Consider the following 15,791-nt stretch of genomic DNA (forward strand, 5'->3'; position numbering starts at 1 on the left):
CGGCCATGCCGATCTTGAGAACGCCGATCTGAAACCCCTGCGCATCTTCGCAGGGGGCGTACACACCTATCTGCAGATGGCGCCCGACATGAAATACACCGACGCGCCAGCCGTGTTCAACGTCACCAACGGCCAGACTGAGCTGATGAACAGTCGCCTGGTGCATGGTTACTACATCATCGATGGCCTGCCGCAGACGTTCGAACTGGTTGTCGGCGTCGGCAAGGCTGCCCGCAGCGTGACCTGCCGGCATGGCCAGGCAGGTGGTGGCGGCTGGTTCTCTGGGCGGTGAGGGTGCGTCATGACTGAAGCCATCCAAGACGACAAGCCCCTGGACGAGAGTCTGCTCAGCCAGGACCTCAACGGCACCGCGGCGCCCAAGAAGGGAGTCCTGAGCATCAAGGGCACGCCACGCGAAGGCGGAGCGCGCCTGAGCAAGAATTTCAAGAAAATCGCCTTCATTGGTGGCAGCGTCGTCGTCGGTGGGATGGTGATCGGCATTCTGACGGCTGGGAACAAGAGCCAGCCTGCTGAGAGTTCCGGGACGACCGCCATGGTTGGACAGACATCGCCTGACGTGGCTGCCATGCAGCGCGCGGCTCAGCAGCATTTGGGCGTGCCTGTGGCGGCGGCATCCAATCCCACCGGCAAGGCAGCATCTGCGCCCGTCGGCGCAACCAGCAGCCCGGGCGCGCATTTGAACGACCCGAACAACCCCGGCGCGGCATTGCATGCCAGCGGCGAGCCGCCACAACTCACGCCGGCTCAGAAGTACCGCCGTTGGCTGATCGAGCAGCACTACAAGGATCTGGAAGGCGCCGTATTGGCGGACCAGAGTGCACACCTGGCCAAGACCAGCGCGGGGGACATGGGAATGATGGGCAGCATCCAGTCCCGGGCCGCGGCACCATCTCGAGCCGACGAACTGCGCAAACTCACTGCCCTGGCCGCAACGCCTCAGGGCGCCGCTGATCCGAGCCTCCAGAAAGCTCTGGCAGCACTTCAGGGCACGTCGGGCCTGGCGGGAGACGTCCAGAGCCCGCAAGCCCAGAACCAGGCGTTCCTGGCCAGCCAGGAGCACAAGACGTCGAACGGCTACCTCGACGCGGCGGCGCAACCGCCGATCAGCAATCATGAATTGTTTGCCGGCGCTGTCATCCCTGCAGTCATGCTGACTGGCATCGACAGCGATCTGCCGGGTACGATCACGGCGCAAGTGCGGCAGACGGTCTATGACAGCCTCAATCCGGACGTGGTGCTCATTCCCCAGGGCACTCGCATCATCGGCGAGTACAGCAGCGACGTGGCCTATGGCCAGAGCCGTGTGCTGGTGGCCTGGAATCGGTTGATCTTTCCCAACGGCGCCATGATGGATCTGAAGGGAATGAGCGGCACGGACGGGGAGGGCCAGGCCGGATTCCACGACCAGGTGGACAACCACACCATGCGCATCTTCGGGAGCGCCGTCCTGATGAGCCTGCTTGGCGTGGGCGCGCAGCTGAGCCAGCCGCAGAATTCCGGGGCACTCAACACGCCATCGGCGAGCCAGCAGGCGGCCTCAACCCTGGCCCAGCAGATGGACAATGTTGGTACCAGCCTGCTCAACAAGAACCTGAGCATCCAGCCGACGCTAACGATCCGGCCGGGCTACGCCTTCAACGTGCTGGTGAACCGCACGATGATCCTGCCACCGTATCCGGGGCGGTGACAAGACCATGAGGTGCGAAGGTGGGTCGGCCTTCAGGCGACGGATATGAAAGGAAGAGGGAGCTCTGGCTCTGCCTATGTGATGCAATAGATCGCGGCTTCAGGAATTGCAACGTTTCGTGGTGCAGTCCGCGAAGAGCATCCACTAGCTGCCCCGCACAGGCGCCTCGTCGATTCGCGTAAAGAGGCCTGTCCTGCGTAGCACACGTCCATGCCGCCCTCGTGCGGGGGTATCCAGACTCCGACGAGAATTCGGGAAAGTACTAATGGCGAGGGCTCTCGCCGCGCATATGCTCGCATACAGCAATCAAATTAGAGCGGGCGCCAACAAAGTCGTCTGTGCTCACGGGCAAAAAGGCCAAGTTCGAGAGTCTCGAATTTGGCCTTTTTTTTGCGATTCGAGCGAAGCAGCAACGCACAATTGAGCGGTGCGCATCAACTCAGTGAGTGAAACATTGGCCCATGATCACGCAAAGGAGGGAGATGCTTAAAGATGGGGCGCCGGAGTAATTTAGTGCATTTTACGCACCAGAAAGTCAACTCCAAATGGAGATCCAGAGCAACTGAGCGCTGGCACAAGGACATTTCAGATTGAGCCGATCGAGATAGCTGAGAGTGAGAAAGGCGTAAAAATGCCCACATCTTTATGAATTTTTACAGGTCTGGCATGGATGTTGCTTTGAATCAAGGACCGGATCCGACAGATCTCACTTAATGCACATAAGTGGAGTGTCATTGGGTAGGTGGAGCAGAATTCTCTAGATCAATAGTTAATTAGTTTTTATAAAGCTTCAAGGGCTGATCGCCAACATTGCCGATCAAGCCAAAAGGCAAAAAAGCCAAACGCGACATAGTCGTGTTTGGCTTTTTTTTTTTGCGCGAATCTTACCCTGCTTGGCGGGATAAGTGACGTTAATGAAGGATGTTCGATGCAAAAATCAACACAGTCATCAATTGGAAAGCTGGAAGGCGAATTGATGCACGAGGCAGAGGAAATAGACCACATCCTTGGCGATGAATATGAGCACAAGCCTGTGCCAAACCAAGCGCGCCGAAGTTTATTCTCGATCACCATGGTCTGGATTGGATTTCCAATGATCATTACCGGGGCAATGACAGGATCCTTGCTGGTTCTCGGTATGGGCTTTCAGCGCGCAATCGCCGCGATGGTGATAGGCAATCTCCTCATGTTTGCCTATGTCGGGGCTCTCGGCGTCCTGGCAACAAAAACGGGCCTCAACTTTGCCTTAATGGCGAGTTCCGTCTTCGGCAAAAAGGGTTACGCGATAGCGTCGGGACTGTTGTCAACTCTTTTGCTGGGTTGGTATGCAGTCCAGACCGGGATCACTGGCAATCTCGTCAGTAGTGCATTTTCGATGAACTATGTGCTAATGACGATCCTCGCTGGCGTCATTTACATCGGAATCACTTTTGTCGGCGTGCGTGGCCTTCACTACATTGGAATGGCCTCAGTCCCGCTTTTCTTGGGCTTGGGGTTCTGGGTGATCTCTGAATCAAGCAGCAGCACGACATGGAGCGCAATCTTTAATTACGCGGGAAACAACGGGGTCGCGAGCATGTCGTTAGGCGCGGGTCTGACCATGGTCATCGCCCTTTTTGCGGATGCGGGCACGGTCAGCGGAGATTTCAGTCGGTGGGCGCGAACGAAAAACGAATCGTTAATGGCAACGTTCAGCGCGTTTCCCTTCGCTAACTTAATAGCCATGCTTATCGGCGGTATCTTTACGGCCGCGTTGGCGGTTCCGAATGCAAATCCATTCGGCATGGACAATATGTTCGGCTATGCAATAGCCCAGAAAATTGGCTGGCTCAGCATTCTCGCCGTCGCCTTTTTGTATATCAACCTAGGCTCGGTATGTTCCCATTGCTTGTACAACTCAGCGATCGGATGGTCCCGGATTCTTCATAGCCGCATGCGCATTGTCGCACTAGTCCTCGGTGCAATTGGGATCGCTGTCGCGGCGGGCAACGTATGGGCATTCTTCATCCAGTGGCTATCTTTGCTAGGAATCTTGGTTCCACCAATTGGCGCGATCATTTTGATTGACCAGTACTTCATCAAAGATAGCAAAAGGGTCGAGCAAGCGTGGAGATGGAAGGCGTTTGCAGCATGGGTGATCGGCTCCGTCGTCGCCTTCATCATTGAGAAATACATGCCGCAATTGTCCACCGCAATCTCGTCCGCCGTCGTAGGTGGGGCTAGTTACTGGGCAATTATGGCGTTTGAGGGTGAGGCGCGCTTGGCGAGTGACAATATTTAATTTATCGCAATCGAGTTGAGCTGATATCAGGAGTGATTAATGGATATGCACTATGAAGTTTTTGAGGCTGGCAACGTTGCCCTGCAAGGGGGCGCAACACTGCGCGATTGTAAGCTCGCTTATAAGACCTACGGTGCTTTAAACAGCGATGCGAGCAACGTTATTGTCTACCCGACTTGGTATTCGGGGCAGCACTACGACAATGAATGGCTGATCGGAAATGGGATGGCCTTAGATCCCGCCAAATATTTCATCATCGTTCCTAACATGCTTGGTAATGGGTTGTCATCATCGCCTAGCAACACGCCGGCGCCATATGACAAGGCACGTTTTCCGAGGACAACTCTCTACGATAACGTCAAACTGCAGCATCGGCTAGTCACGGAGAAATTTGGCATCCAAAAGATCAAGCTGGTAGTCGGTTGGTCTATGGGTGCGCAGCAGACTTTCCAGTGGGGAAGCCTTTACCCCAACATGGTCGAGCGAATTGCGCCGTTCTGCGGTTCGGCAAAGACGGCACCCCACAATTTCGTGTTTCTAGAAGGGGTCAAAGCAGCGCTAACGAACGATGAGGCTTGGAAGAACGGGTGGTATGACACGCCTCCTACTAAAGGTCTGCGCGGCGTGGGTCGCGTTTACGCGGGGTGGGGTCTTTCGCAGCCCTTTTATATGCAAGAGTTGTGGCGGAGCATGGGGTACTCGTCTCTCGAAGATTTTTTGATTGCTTTTTGGGAGGGATTTTTTCTACCAAAGGACGCTAACAACCTTCTCGCAATGCTTTGGACATGGCAAACCGGGGATATTAGTGCGAATGAGATTTACAACGGAGACTTCGCAAAGGCCTTAGCTGCAATCACTGCCAAGGCGGTCGTAATGCCAGGTGAAATGGATCTTTATTTTCCTGTTGAAGACAATAAACGCGAAGTCGCTCAAATGCCAAGCGCTGTATGCCGTCCGATCCCGGGAGTGTGGGGACATTTCGCAGGAGGAGGCGCAAATCCAACCGACACGAAATATATCGACAACCAGCTCAAAGAGCTGTTGGCCATGCAAATTTGAGTGCCCTGCCGCTCATCTATTTTTGCCTTTTTTTTGTTAACCACTGAGGAGATAAATGATGGGGAAATTATCAAGGCGCCAGTTCATGAGTCTGGGGGGCGCAACGGCTGTGGCTGGGATCACCGCGTCTTCATCCCTACTGGCAAGCAGCGCCTTTGCTGCGGAACCGGTGAAGCTTGGCTTATTGCACTCTCTTACTGGGACCATCGCCATCGCCGAGGCTGCGATGGTCGATGCCGAGAAGCTTGCGATCGACCAGATCAACGCCTCCGGGGGCGTCATGGGCCGGCCGATCCAGGCCATCATCCAGGATGGAGCAAGTCAGCCATCGGTATTTGCGGAGAAAGCAGCGCTGTTGCTGAACGAGTATAAAGTGCCGGCCATCATCGGTTGCTACACGTCCGCCTCGCGCAAGGCTGTAGAACCCGTGCTGAATCGCAAAAAGGGCCTTCTGTATTACCCGACCTATTTTGAGGGTGAAGAGGAAGATCCAAACGTGATCTACACCTCGCAATCGGCAAATCAATCCGTGGTACAGGCCATTGATTGGCTCGCCAAGGAAAAAGGTAAAACCTTCTTCCTGGTCGGCTCGGATTACGTTTATCCACGTACGTGCAATTTGATCGCTAAGGCTACGCTGCCAAAGGTCAAGGGACGCCTGGTCGGTGAAGAATATGCACCGCTCGGGCAAACCGATTTCTCGGCCATCATCAACAAAATCAAAGCTGCGAAGCCCGATTGCATCTACAGCACCGTCGTTGGGGGCTCGAACGTTGCCTTTTTTAAGCAGTTGCGGGCCTCGGGACTCGACGGCATGAAACAGGTGCTGTTATCCACCGTGGTGTCCGAAAATGAAATCGAAGGCATCGGCGCACAAAATGCGGTCGGATATTACGCCTGTATGGGGTATTTCGAAAGCATTCCGGGAGTGGCTAACCAGGCCTTCGTCAAGGCGTTCAAGGCGAAGTATGGCCAGAAGCGAGTAATTGGCGACCCGATGGAATGCGCCTACAACAGCGTCTACCTGTGGAAAAAAGGAGTGGAAAAGGCGAAATCCTTCGATCCGCAGAAGGTGATTGCAGCGTCGCGCGGGCTTATTCTCGAGGCACCTGAGGGCGAGGTCAAGGTGGACGAGAAAAACAATTACGTCTGGAAAAAAGTGCGTATCGGCAGGGCGCGGCCCGATGGGCAGTTTGACATCGTCTGGCAGAGTCCTGGTCTTGTCGAACCGGAGCCCTTCATCAAGATGTAATCCGGTGCGAACGAGTGCCCCACGCTGGCCCCGCGCGAAGCAGGCATAGCGCTCGTTCGCTTTTCTCCGTGCAGATCTACCGAAAGCCCGAAGATGAATTTCAGCATAGCAGTGATGCAGGCCTTTGATGGACTTAGCCTGTTTTCGGTTTTGTTGCTCATGGCCCTGGGTCTTGCCATTATTTTCGGTTTGATGGGCGTCATCAATATGGCGCATGGAGAATTGATGACGCTTGGCGCTTACATGACCTACCTGACAGCAAGCGGTTTCGAGAAATATGCTCCAAGTCTCATGGGTATATATATCTTGGTCGCCATCCCTGTCGCTTTTCTTGCGTCCTTTGCATTGGGCTATGCGCTTGAACGATTATTTGTCCAGTGGTTTTATCGCAGACCGCTGGACACGCTGCTTGCAACCTGGGGCCTGAGCCTGATCTTGCAGCAGGCCTACCGAACGATCTTCGGGTCGGGAGAGGTGAGCGTTCCGCTTCCGAGTTGGCTCAATGGCCCGTGGAATCTGAGTTCGACGATCCAGATTCCACTGAACCGCGTGTTCATCATCGCACTGGCTGCCGGCGTGACTCTGGGTGTTTACGTGTTGCTGAACAGGACGCGGTCCGGGTTGAGGATCCGCGCCGTGACCCAGAATCGTGCGATGAGCGCCGCGGTAGGGATCAACACACGGAAGGTGGACGCATTGACCTTCGCGCTGGGCTCAGGGTTAGCTGGCATTGCCGGTTGCGTGTTCACGATGATCGGTTCCACAAACCCGGGCACCGGCCAACTGTACATCGTCAACGCGTTTATCGTGGTCGTGTTCGGGGGCGTGCAGAGCCTGATGGGGACAGTTCTTTCAGCATTCAGCATCGCTCAGTCGCAGTCTTGGCTGGAATATTTCATGAGCGGTTCCATGGCGAAGATGACCATGCTGGCGATAGTGATCGTCGTCCTGTATTTCAAGCCCTCCGGGCTGTTTACTACCAGAGTGCGTAGCTGACTATGAAGATAAAGCGCGAATACATGGAGCTAGGCGCTCTTGCGACCTTGGCGCTGGTGCTGCTCGTAGCGTTTCCATTACTGCTCGGTGGCTTTTATCTGAACCTCGCTGGCAAATACCTTTCCTTTGCATTCGTGGCCATCGGGATCGTACTCACATGGGGCTACGGCGGGATTCTGAGTCTGGGCCAGGGGATTTTCTTCGGTCTTGGCGGATACGCACTCGCGATGTTTCTCAAGATCGAGGCGTCAGGTTCGAATCTGCCTGACTTCATGATATGGAGCGGAATCAAGGTGATGCCTGCGTGGTGGGTGCCGTTCTCGAATATTTACATCACGCTCGCGGCTATCGTTTTGATTCCCGCCACAATGGCCTTTGTCTTTTCCTATCTTGTTTTCAAGAAAAGGGTCAGCGGTGTCTACTTTGCCATCGTTACTCTTGCCCTGGCGCTTACTTTTACGGTTTTGCTGGTAGGGCAGCAGAGCTACACCGGGGGCGAAAACGGTATCACGAATTTCACAACGTTCCTGGGATATGACATTTACAGTCACGCATCAACGTACGCAATCTATTACACCGAGATTGTGTTGCTGCTGTTCGTGGCGATGGGGTGCACTGCGGTGATCCGCAGTCGGCTGGGAAACGTAGTGATTGCAATTCGCGATCGGGAGGACAGGGTTCGCTTCAGCGGTTACAACACCGCAGCCATCAAGGCGTTCATTTTCATGCTGGGCGCGCTGTTCGCCTCGATTGGAGGGGCCTTCTTCACGATACAAGCCGGTCTGATTTCGCCAACAGTGGTCGGCGTGACCAGCTCAATCGAGATGGTGGTTTATGCGGCGGTGGGCGGGCGACTATCCGTGCCAGGAGCTGTTCTTGGAGCTCTTGTTGTTGGCTTTCTTCAGTTCTACCTCTCCAATAATTTCCCGCATATCTGGCTTTTTTTCCTGGGCGCGCTTTTCATTCTTGTCGTGACGGCCATGCCGAACGGCCTGATGGGGCTTTTAGATCGCTTCGCGCTGAGCCGCGAATAGAAGGGGGTGTTGATGGAACTGATGCAGGGACAGCAGGGGGTCATTTTCGATGGGGCTAACGCCCCAGCGGCGCGTCGCGGCCATTGTGAGTTGTCGATCAGGAATCTGAGTGTTTCCTTCGACGGATTCAAAGCGGTCGACGATCTTTCGCTCCACATCGCACAAGATGAACTCAGAGTGATCATCGGGCCGAATGGCGCAGGCAAGACAACGCTGCTCGACATGATCTGTGGCAAAACCAGGCCGATGGCAGGGCAGATTTTCCTGAATGACCTGAATCTGACCAGTCTGTCTGACTTCAATATCGTGAGGGCCGGGGTCGGGCGGAAGTTCCAGAATCCCTCGGTGTATGAAGACCTGAGCGTCGCCGAAAATCTAGAAATTTCGATTCCACGCGGCCGAGGCGCGCTTGCTTCGCTGTTCTTCCGCCGTACCAAGGTCGTGAAGGAAGAGATTCGCGACATGGCACGGATTGTGTTTCTCGACGATCTGCTGGATCGGCGGGCGGGACATCTTAGCCACGGGCAGAAACAGTGGCTGGAAATCGGAATGTTGTTGATGCAGGCTCCCAAGCTCTTACTACTCGATGAACCAGTAGCTGGCATGAGTCCAAGGGAGCGCGAGCAGACCGCGGAGTTGCTCAAAGTGCTTTCCGTGGGCCGCTCGGTCGTGGTCATCGAACATGACATGGATTTTGTGAGAAGTATCGCGCACACCGTCACCGTGCTCCATCAAGGGCGTTTGTTGGTCGAGGGCACAGCCGACGAAGTCCAGGCGGATCCACGTGTGATCGACGTTTACCTGGGTCATTGAGAGGCGCTACATGTTTGAAGTATCTGGGCTTGATGTCTATTACGGTGAGTCACACATCATTCGGAACGTATCGCTTTCGTTGCCGGAGAAAGGCGCGCTTGCCGTCATGGGGCGCAACGGAATGGGCAAGACCACGTTACTGAAGGCGCTGATCGGGATGCTTCCGGCGCGCAGCGGCTCGATCCGACTGGGCGGGGTCGACCTGACGCGGCTTGCGAGTTATGCACGCGTCAAGGCGGGGGTGGCCTTCGTGCCGCAGGGGCGAATGATTTTCCCGATGCTGAACGTCCAGGAAAACATCATGACCGGCCTCGAATATTCGCGTTCAAAATCGATCCCCTCGTACATCTACAGGTTCTTCCCGGTCCTGCAGGAGATGAAGGGGCGCCGGGGCGGAAATCTTTCCGGCGGGCAGCAACAGATGCTGGCGATCGCGCGCGCGCTGGTGACCGACCCCAAGGTTCTCATTCTCGACGAGCCCACGGAGGGCATTCAGCCCTCGATCATCAAGGAGATCGCGAGAACACTCAATGACTTGAAGCGGGAACTCGGTTTTTCGATCTTGGTTTCGGAGCAGGTTCTGAGTTTTGCGATGGAGGTGGCAGATCAGTTCATCGTTCTGGATCGAGGCAGGATCGTGCACGAGGAGGCGAAAGAAAGCCTCGATATTCAAAGAGTGAAATCTTTTCTGACGGTGTAGTGTCATTCAACTAGGAGTGAAAAATGAGACATGGAGATATTTCTAGCAGCAAGGATTGTGTTGGTGTCGCGGTTGTCAATTACAAGATGCCGCGACTTCATACCCGCGCGGAGGTGCTGGCGAATGCACGCAAGATCGGCGAGATGGTGGTCGGCATGAAATCCGGTTTGCCGGGCATGGATCTGGTCGTATTTCCGGAGTATTCGACGCACGGCATCATGTACGACGCCGGGGAAATGTATGAAACCGCGTCAACCGTGCCCGGCGAGGAAACCGAGATTTTTGCCGAGGCCTGTCGGCGTGCAAAGGTGTGGGGCGTGTTCTCGTTGACCGGCGAACGGCACGAAGACCACCCGAACAAGGCGCCCTACAACACCCTGATCCTGATGAATGACAAGGGTGAGATCGTGCAGAAGTACCGCAAAATCATGCCGTGGACGCCGATCGAGGGTTGGTATCCCGGCAACTGCACCTATGTTTGCGATGGACCCAAGGGCCTGAAGGTCAGCCTGATCATCTGCGACGACGGCAATTACCCGGAGATCTGGCGCGACTGCGCGATGCGAGGCGCGGAGCTCGTCGTGCGCTCGCAGGGGTACATGTACCCGGCCAAGGACCAGCAGGTCATGGTCTCCAAGGCGATGGCCTTCATGAACAACGTGTATGTCGCCGTGGCCAACGCCTCGGGTTTTGACGGCGTGTATTCCTACTTCGGCCATTCGGCGATCATCGGCTTCGACGGACGCACCCTTGGGGAATGCGGTGAAGAGGACATGGGCATCCAGTATGCGGAGTTGTCGATCGGGCTGATCCGCGATGCTCGCAAGAACATGCAGTCGCAAAACCACCTGTTCAAGCTGGTTCACCGTGGCTACACGGGGCTGATCAACTCCGGCGAGGGCGCAAACGGCGTGGCGGCGTGTCCCTTCGAGTTTTACGGGAAGTGGGTGAACGACCCCGAGGGCACGCGCAAGATGGTTGAGTCATTCACGCGCACGACCGTGGGGACGGAGGAGTGCCCGATGGATGGCATCCCGAACGAGGCCAGCGCGCATCGCTGATTGTGTCCTCAGCTGGCAGGCTTGGTGCCTGCCAGCCCATGAACCGAAAGAGGTCGGACGTGTCCTTTTCCCTTGACAGTTACCTGGTTCGCGAGGAGCCTTTTTATCGGCCCGCGCGCAACGAGGTTTCGCTGTATGAACATGCGTATGTACATCGTTTGCCGCTGGTCCTCAAGGGTCCGACGGGATGTGGCAAGACGCGCTTTATCGAGTACATGGCATGGCGCCTGAACAAGCCACTCATCACCATTGCCTGTAATGAGGACATGACCGCCTCCGATCTGGTCGGCAGATACCTGCTGGACGCCAGTGGCACGGCGTGGCATGACGGGCCGCTCACGCTCGCGGTTCGTCACGGGGCGATCTGTTACCTCGACGAGGTCGTGGAGGCGCGACAGGACACCACCGTGATCATCCACCCCCTGACCGATTCGAGGCGCATACTTCCCCTCGATAAGAAAGGGGAGGTGGTGCATGCACACCCGGATTTTCAACTGGTAGTTTCGTACAACCCGGGCTACCAGAGCCGCAGCAAGGACATGAAGGCATCGACCCGCCAACGCTTTGCGGCCCTCGAATTTCACTATCCGGAGGCGGCGGTGGAGGCGCAAATCGTGGCGCGAGAGGCGGGAGTTTGCCTGGAGACGGCCGTCTGCCTGGTTGGCGTAGCGAGCCGATCGAGGACCTTGAAGAACCAGGGTCTGGACGAGGGGATTTCAACCCGCATGCTGATATATGCCGGGATGCTGATTGCTTCCGGTATTTCGCCGGCGGATAGCTGCGCGATGACGATGACCCATGCCCTAACCGACGACCCGCAGATGGCCTTGGCACTGCATGGGTTCATCGCGGCCTATTTCGATGATTCCGTTGTGGAGCAGGGCTGCTGCGTCGGCGTGCAGGCCTGAGCAGATCATGGCGACAGCTCGAATCAGGCACACAGATTGGGCCGGCGCCCCAGCGTGTACGCTGGAGCGCGCAGGGTCATTCGGGCGTGCAAGCCGCATCGTTCGTGGGGAACAGGGCAGTTTCTTGTTGTTGCACCGCGATGCAATGCCGGATTCGCACACCATGCCGTGGCCATCGTCCTGCGCGCAGGCGAGCCGTGAAATGCCGCCAACAGCCAGGAGGGGCATCGCGGCGCCCGTGCCGCAGTCAAGGGGGCCCAAGGCCTAAAGCATCGTGCACCACGTGGCTCCATTGGTTGGGAGCTTTGAGCTCGCTACATCGCTGCGCTCATTGACTCTGCTGCTCACAGGCCTTTCGGGAAACAGCTTGTCGGTTCAACTGCTCGCCAAAGAGCAGGCGGCAGACTTGTCGGCCCGGCCTGTTCTGACACCCGCCCATTTTTTGCTCCAGGATCAACCGGGTTGTGGTGACAGCGGCGCTTGCTACCGGCTTTACCGCGCAGCGGTGGCGCATGCGGCCGCGCATTTGCGCTATTCGCAGGCGCATCGTCCGGCAGCAGCCCTGAAGCCCATGGGCGTCGCAGTGGTCTCGGCAATCGAAGACGCACGCGTCGAGCACCTCCTGATGCGGGAATATCCTGGTGTGAGAGCTTGGTTCACCAAATTTATCCGAGACTATGTCGAGACCCCTGATCGTTACGCGATGAGTTTTTCGGGAATGATTTCCAGGATGAACCTCGCCCTGATTGATGGAAGCTACGAGGATGGAGACGCATGGGTGAACAAGGCACGCGCCTTGTTCGGCGCGGCTGCGCATGATCTGGAGAACTACGACGAATTTCGCCGCATCGCCTCGGTGCTGGCCAATGATCTTGGCCAGCTGCGGGTCCGGTTCAATCCCCAGCAATACGTGGTGTCGCCGCCCTACAGGGATGACAACTCCTATCTATGGGACTTCGAAAGTCCGAACATTCCCCCGCCCGAAGCCATGGATCTGCACGTCCCGATGGAGCGGGAGGGAAGCGACGGAATGGGGGGAGACGCGTTCAGCAATGAAGGCGGCGGCGAGCAGGATGATGAAGACCTGGAACTTGCACGCACTACCCATGCCGAATGGGATTACCGTATCGGCATTCATCGCCAGAACTGGTGTACGGTCATTGACAAACTTCGCCGGCAGCCGGCCGTGAGGACCATAGCTGGCGGTGCTCAGGCGTTGATGGCCGGGCTGCCGTCGATTCCCCTGAATCGGGTCCGTCGTCTGAGTAGGGAAAGGCGCTTGCGACGCCAATGGGAAGGCGATGAGCTTGATCTGAACGCTGCTGTTGAGGTGATGATTGACAGGCGCAAGGGCGAGACACCAGATCCCCGGCTGTTCATTGGTCACCCGCGATCTGAAAAATCATCGAGTGTTTTGATGCTGATGGACACTTCGCAATCGACCAATGATGTTATTGCCCAAGGGCAAGAGTCAATCCTCGAGATGGAAAAGCGGGCAGCATTGTTTTTTGCGCGCACCCTTCTTGAAGTTGGCGACCGCGTCGCCATCCATGGCTTTTGTTCCAATACCCGGGCCGAGGTCAATTATTACAAGCTGCTGGATTTCGGAGTGCCATTGGACGGGGAGGCGATCGCGCGCGTTGGATTCGTGGCTGGAAGGTACTCTACCCGCATCGGCGCGGCGGTTCGCCATGCGACTGCCTGTCTCGCGGAGGAAACCGCGGATTCTCGGGCGATTCTGGTCGTAACGGACGGAGCGCCATCCGATGTCGACATCTTTGATGAGAAATACTTAGTGTTTGATGCGCGCGCGGCAGTGCAACAGGCCCGAAAATCGGGGATTAACGTGTACGCCGTGGTGGTCGATCCACAGGCCGAGTCCTATGTCGAGACGATTTTCGGTTACGGGAACTACCGGATCTTGCGCACGGCCATGTCGTTGCTGACCGACGTCGTCGAAATCTATGCCCGGCTATCCTGGCGCTAGCAGGTGCTTCGAGCCAAAAGCGATGCCGTGGGCCCGAGAAGAGCGACAAGTAGAACTATCGCCGTTTTGGGCGACGTCACTTACAGCCTGTAATTTCAGTTGAATTCTTAGCTTTTTTATTCCCCAATCGTGTCAAACAAAGATCCTGTAAAAATTGGCCTTCTTTTCTCTGATAGCGGAGCTACCTCAACGATCGGACGCTCGCAGCTCCAGGGGGCGCTGCTGGCCGTCGACGATATCAACAAGCAGGGGGGGATCGATGGTCGTGAACTCCTCCCAGTGCGCTACGACGCTCAGTCGGATCCCGCGATGTACGCGCGGCTGGCAGAGCGATTGATCACGAGGGACAAGGTTAACGTCATCTTCGGCTGCTACATGTCCAGTAGTCGGAAGGCGGTCATCCCAATCATCGAGAAATGGAACAAACTGTTGTTCTACCCAACCCTCTACGAGGGCTTCGAGTTTTCGAACAACGTTATCTATACGGGCGCTGCGCCGAACCAGAACAGCGTGCAACTGGCTGAGTTTATGGTTTCCAATTTCGGCGCCAGGGTTTATCTGGTGGGTTCCGATTACATCTATCCCTACGAATCCAATCGGATCATGGGTGAGTTGGTCCAGCAGCACCCCGACAGCAAGAAATTGGCCGAGGTATACGTTCCGCTGACGGCAGATTTCAAGCACTTCCAGAACGTGATCCGTGACGTCCAGGCAAAGAAGCCGGATTTTATTTTCTCGACGGTGGTTGGTGATTCCACCACTCTGTTGTATCGCGCCTATGCGGAGGCCGGTCTCAGCCCCAAGCAAATGCCGATAGCCAGTCTCACGACCTCGGAGGCGGAGATCTCGCAGATGGGGGCCAATATTGCTGCGGGGCATTTTACGTCTGCCCCCTATTTTCAGAGCATCGAGTCCGAGGCAAATCGAAGTTGCTTGGCGAGATACAACGCAGGCTTCGGGGATCTCTGCGTCCCAAATATGTGTTGGGAAGCGTCGTTTTTCCAGGTACACATCTTCGCCAACGCAATGAGAAAATCGGGTAGTGACGAAATTGCCGCGATCCTGCCCTTCGTGCTGGGAAGCGAGTTCGAGGCGCCGCAGGGCCGGATACGAATCGAGCCGAGCAATCACCATACTTGCCTTTACCCGCGAATCGGCATCGCGAACTCGAAGGGGCAATTCACGATTGTTCGCGAGGCGCGTCGTGCCGTGCACCCGGATCCCTATTTGGTGACTCACTCCTTGGGCGACTGGGCGGCGAGGATTGACAATCTGGAGATCTGAAGGTGGAGCGAGTCAGGAGGCGATCCAGAGTTCTCGACGCGCAAGCGCCATTGAAAGATCTCCGGGATATCAAGGTTCTGGTGTTCCATCCGGACAATCAGGATGGCTTGCAGTTGATTCAGCAGTTGCAACGCATTGGATGCCAGGTCCAGGCATTCTGGCCCCCGCTGCCGGTTTTGCCCGAGCGTACGGAAGTGGTCTTTCTGGCGATCAGACCCGATGCGCTGGACGTGAATTTCGAGTGGCTCAAGACGGAGGATGAGCCGACGCTGATCGCTGTCGTCGATTTCGAGAACCCGACGATCGTGGAGGCTGTGATCAAGGCCAATGCGAAGGCGATCCTGCCATTGCCTATCCGAACCTTCGGGCTTTTGAGCACCCTGGTCGTTGCGCGCGAGCTGAACGTGCGCATGAAGGAACAGCAAAAGAAGCTGAGAAAGGTCGAAGAGAAGCTCCTCGGGGTACAGCGAATCACTGAGGCGAAGAATATCCTGATGCGGATGCATGGCATCTCGGATGCGGATGCGTACAAGCTGATGCGCGGGCAGGCCATGAGCAAGCGCACGACAGTGGAGGACATCGCGGCCGCGATTATTAGCGCGGACGGGATTCTATCTTTTGAAAAATGAATCTGGAGACAACCATGGCCGAACAACAAGCCCCCGAGCATCACGTCCTGAAGACCTACTACCCCTCGTCCGAGGCGGT

14 protein-coding genes are annotated in these 15,791 nt (G+C 56.3%); all 14 read left to right on the forward strand.

The annotated features are described in order from the left end of the window. On the forward strand, positions 1-292 hold a 292-nt coding region (locus ACYCUK_RS19860), incomplete at its 5' end, for a TrbG/VirB9 family P-type conjugative transfer protein (protein WP_461596385.1). Between the two features lie 9 nt (positions 293-301). Next, positions 302-1,708, forward strand: coding sequence for a TraB/TrbI/VirB10 family type IV secretion system protein (locus ACYCUK_RS19865; RefSeq protein ID WP_461596386.1), 1,407 nt, complete (start codon positions 302-304; stop codon positions 1,706-1,708). A 928-nt stretch (positions 1,709-2,636) separates the two neighbouring features. Continuing rightward, positions 2,637-3,989: a purine-cytosine permease family protein gene (locus ACYCUK_RS19870; RefSeq protein ID WP_461596387.1), complete on the forward strand. Its 1,353-nt coding sequence runs from the start codon at positions 2,637-2,639 to the stop codon at positions 3,987-3,989. A 39-nt stretch (positions 3,990-4,028) separates the two neighbouring features. Further along, the gene (locus tag ACYCUK_RS19875) at positions 4,029-5,048 is read left to right on the forward strand and encodes an alpha/beta fold hydrolase (RefSeq protein WP_461596388.1); all 1,020 of its coding nucleotides are present in this window, start codon (positions 4,029-4,031) and stop codon (positions 5,046-5,048) included. Between the two features lie 58 nt (positions 5,049-5,106). Beyond that, positions 5,107-6,300: a transporter substrate-binding protein gene (locus tag ACYCUK_RS19880; RefSeq protein ID WP_461596389.1), complete on the forward strand. Its 1,194-nt coding sequence runs from the start codon at positions 5,107-5,109 to the stop codon at positions 6,298-6,300. A 93-nt stretch (positions 6,301-6,393) separates the two neighbouring features. Then, positions 6,394-7,296, forward strand: coding sequence for an urea ABC transporter permease subunit UrtB (gene urtB / locus ACYCUK_RS19885; protein WP_461596390.1), 903 nt, complete (start codon positions 6,394-6,396; stop codon positions 7,294-7,296). Positions 7,297-7,298: 2 nt separating this feature from the next. After that, the gene (gene urtC, locus ACYCUK_RS19890; RefSeq protein WP_461596391.1) at positions 7,299-8,330 is read left to right on the forward strand and encodes an urea ABC transporter permease subunit UrtC; all 1,032 of its coding nucleotides are present in this window, start codon (positions 7,299-7,301) and stop codon (positions 8,328-8,330) included. A 12-nt stretch (positions 8,331-8,342) separates the two neighbouring features. Further along, positions 8,343-9,143, forward strand: coding sequence for an urea ABC transporter ATP-binding protein UrtD (urtD, locus tag ACYCUK_RS19895; protein WP_461596392.1), 801 nt, complete (start codon positions 8,343-8,345; stop codon positions 9,141-9,143). 10 nt (positions 9,144-9,153) lie between these two features. Then, on the forward strand, positions 9,154-9,843 hold the full coding sequence (gene urtE, locus ACYCUK_RS19900; protein ID WP_461596393.1) for an urea ABC transporter ATP-binding subunit UrtE: 690 nt from the start codon (positions 9,154-9,156) through the stop codon (positions 9,841-9,843). A gap of 23 nt (positions 9,844-9,866) precedes the next feature. After that, a complete protein-coding gene (locus ACYCUK_RS19905) occupies positions 9,867-10,904 on the forward strand; it encodes an aliphatic amidase (protein WP_461596394.1) in 1,038 nt (345 codons plus the stop codon). A 38-nt stretch (positions 10,905-10,942) separates the two neighbouring features. After that, positions 10,943-11,812, forward strand: coding sequence for an AAA family ATPase (locus tag ACYCUK_RS19910; protein WP_461596395.1), 870 nt, complete (start codon positions 10,943-10,945; stop codon positions 11,810-11,812). Positions 11,813-12,179: 367 nt separating this feature from the next. Beyond that, positions 12,180-13,799: a nitric oxide reductase activation protein NorD gene (locus ACYCUK_RS19915; protein WP_461596396.1), complete on the forward strand. Its 1,620-nt coding sequence runs from the start codon at positions 12,180-12,182 to the stop codon at positions 13,797-13,799. Between the two features lie 129 nt (positions 13,800-13,928). Further along, complete coding sequence (locus ACYCUK_RS19920; RefSeq protein ID WP_112487166.1) at positions 13,929-15,083, forward strand: transporter substrate-binding domain-containing protein; 1,155 nt, start codon at positions 13,929-13,931, stop codon at positions 15,081-15,083. A gap of 2 nt (positions 15,084-15,085) precedes the next feature. Further along, positions 15,086-15,712, forward strand: coding sequence for an ANTAR domain-containing response regulator (locus ACYCUK_RS19925; RefSeq protein WP_461596397.1), 627 nt, complete (start codon positions 15,086-15,088; stop codon positions 15,710-15,712). The last annotated feature ends 79 nt before the right edge of the window (positions 15,713-15,791 follow it).

The organism is Thiomonas sp., assembly GCF_054608695.1.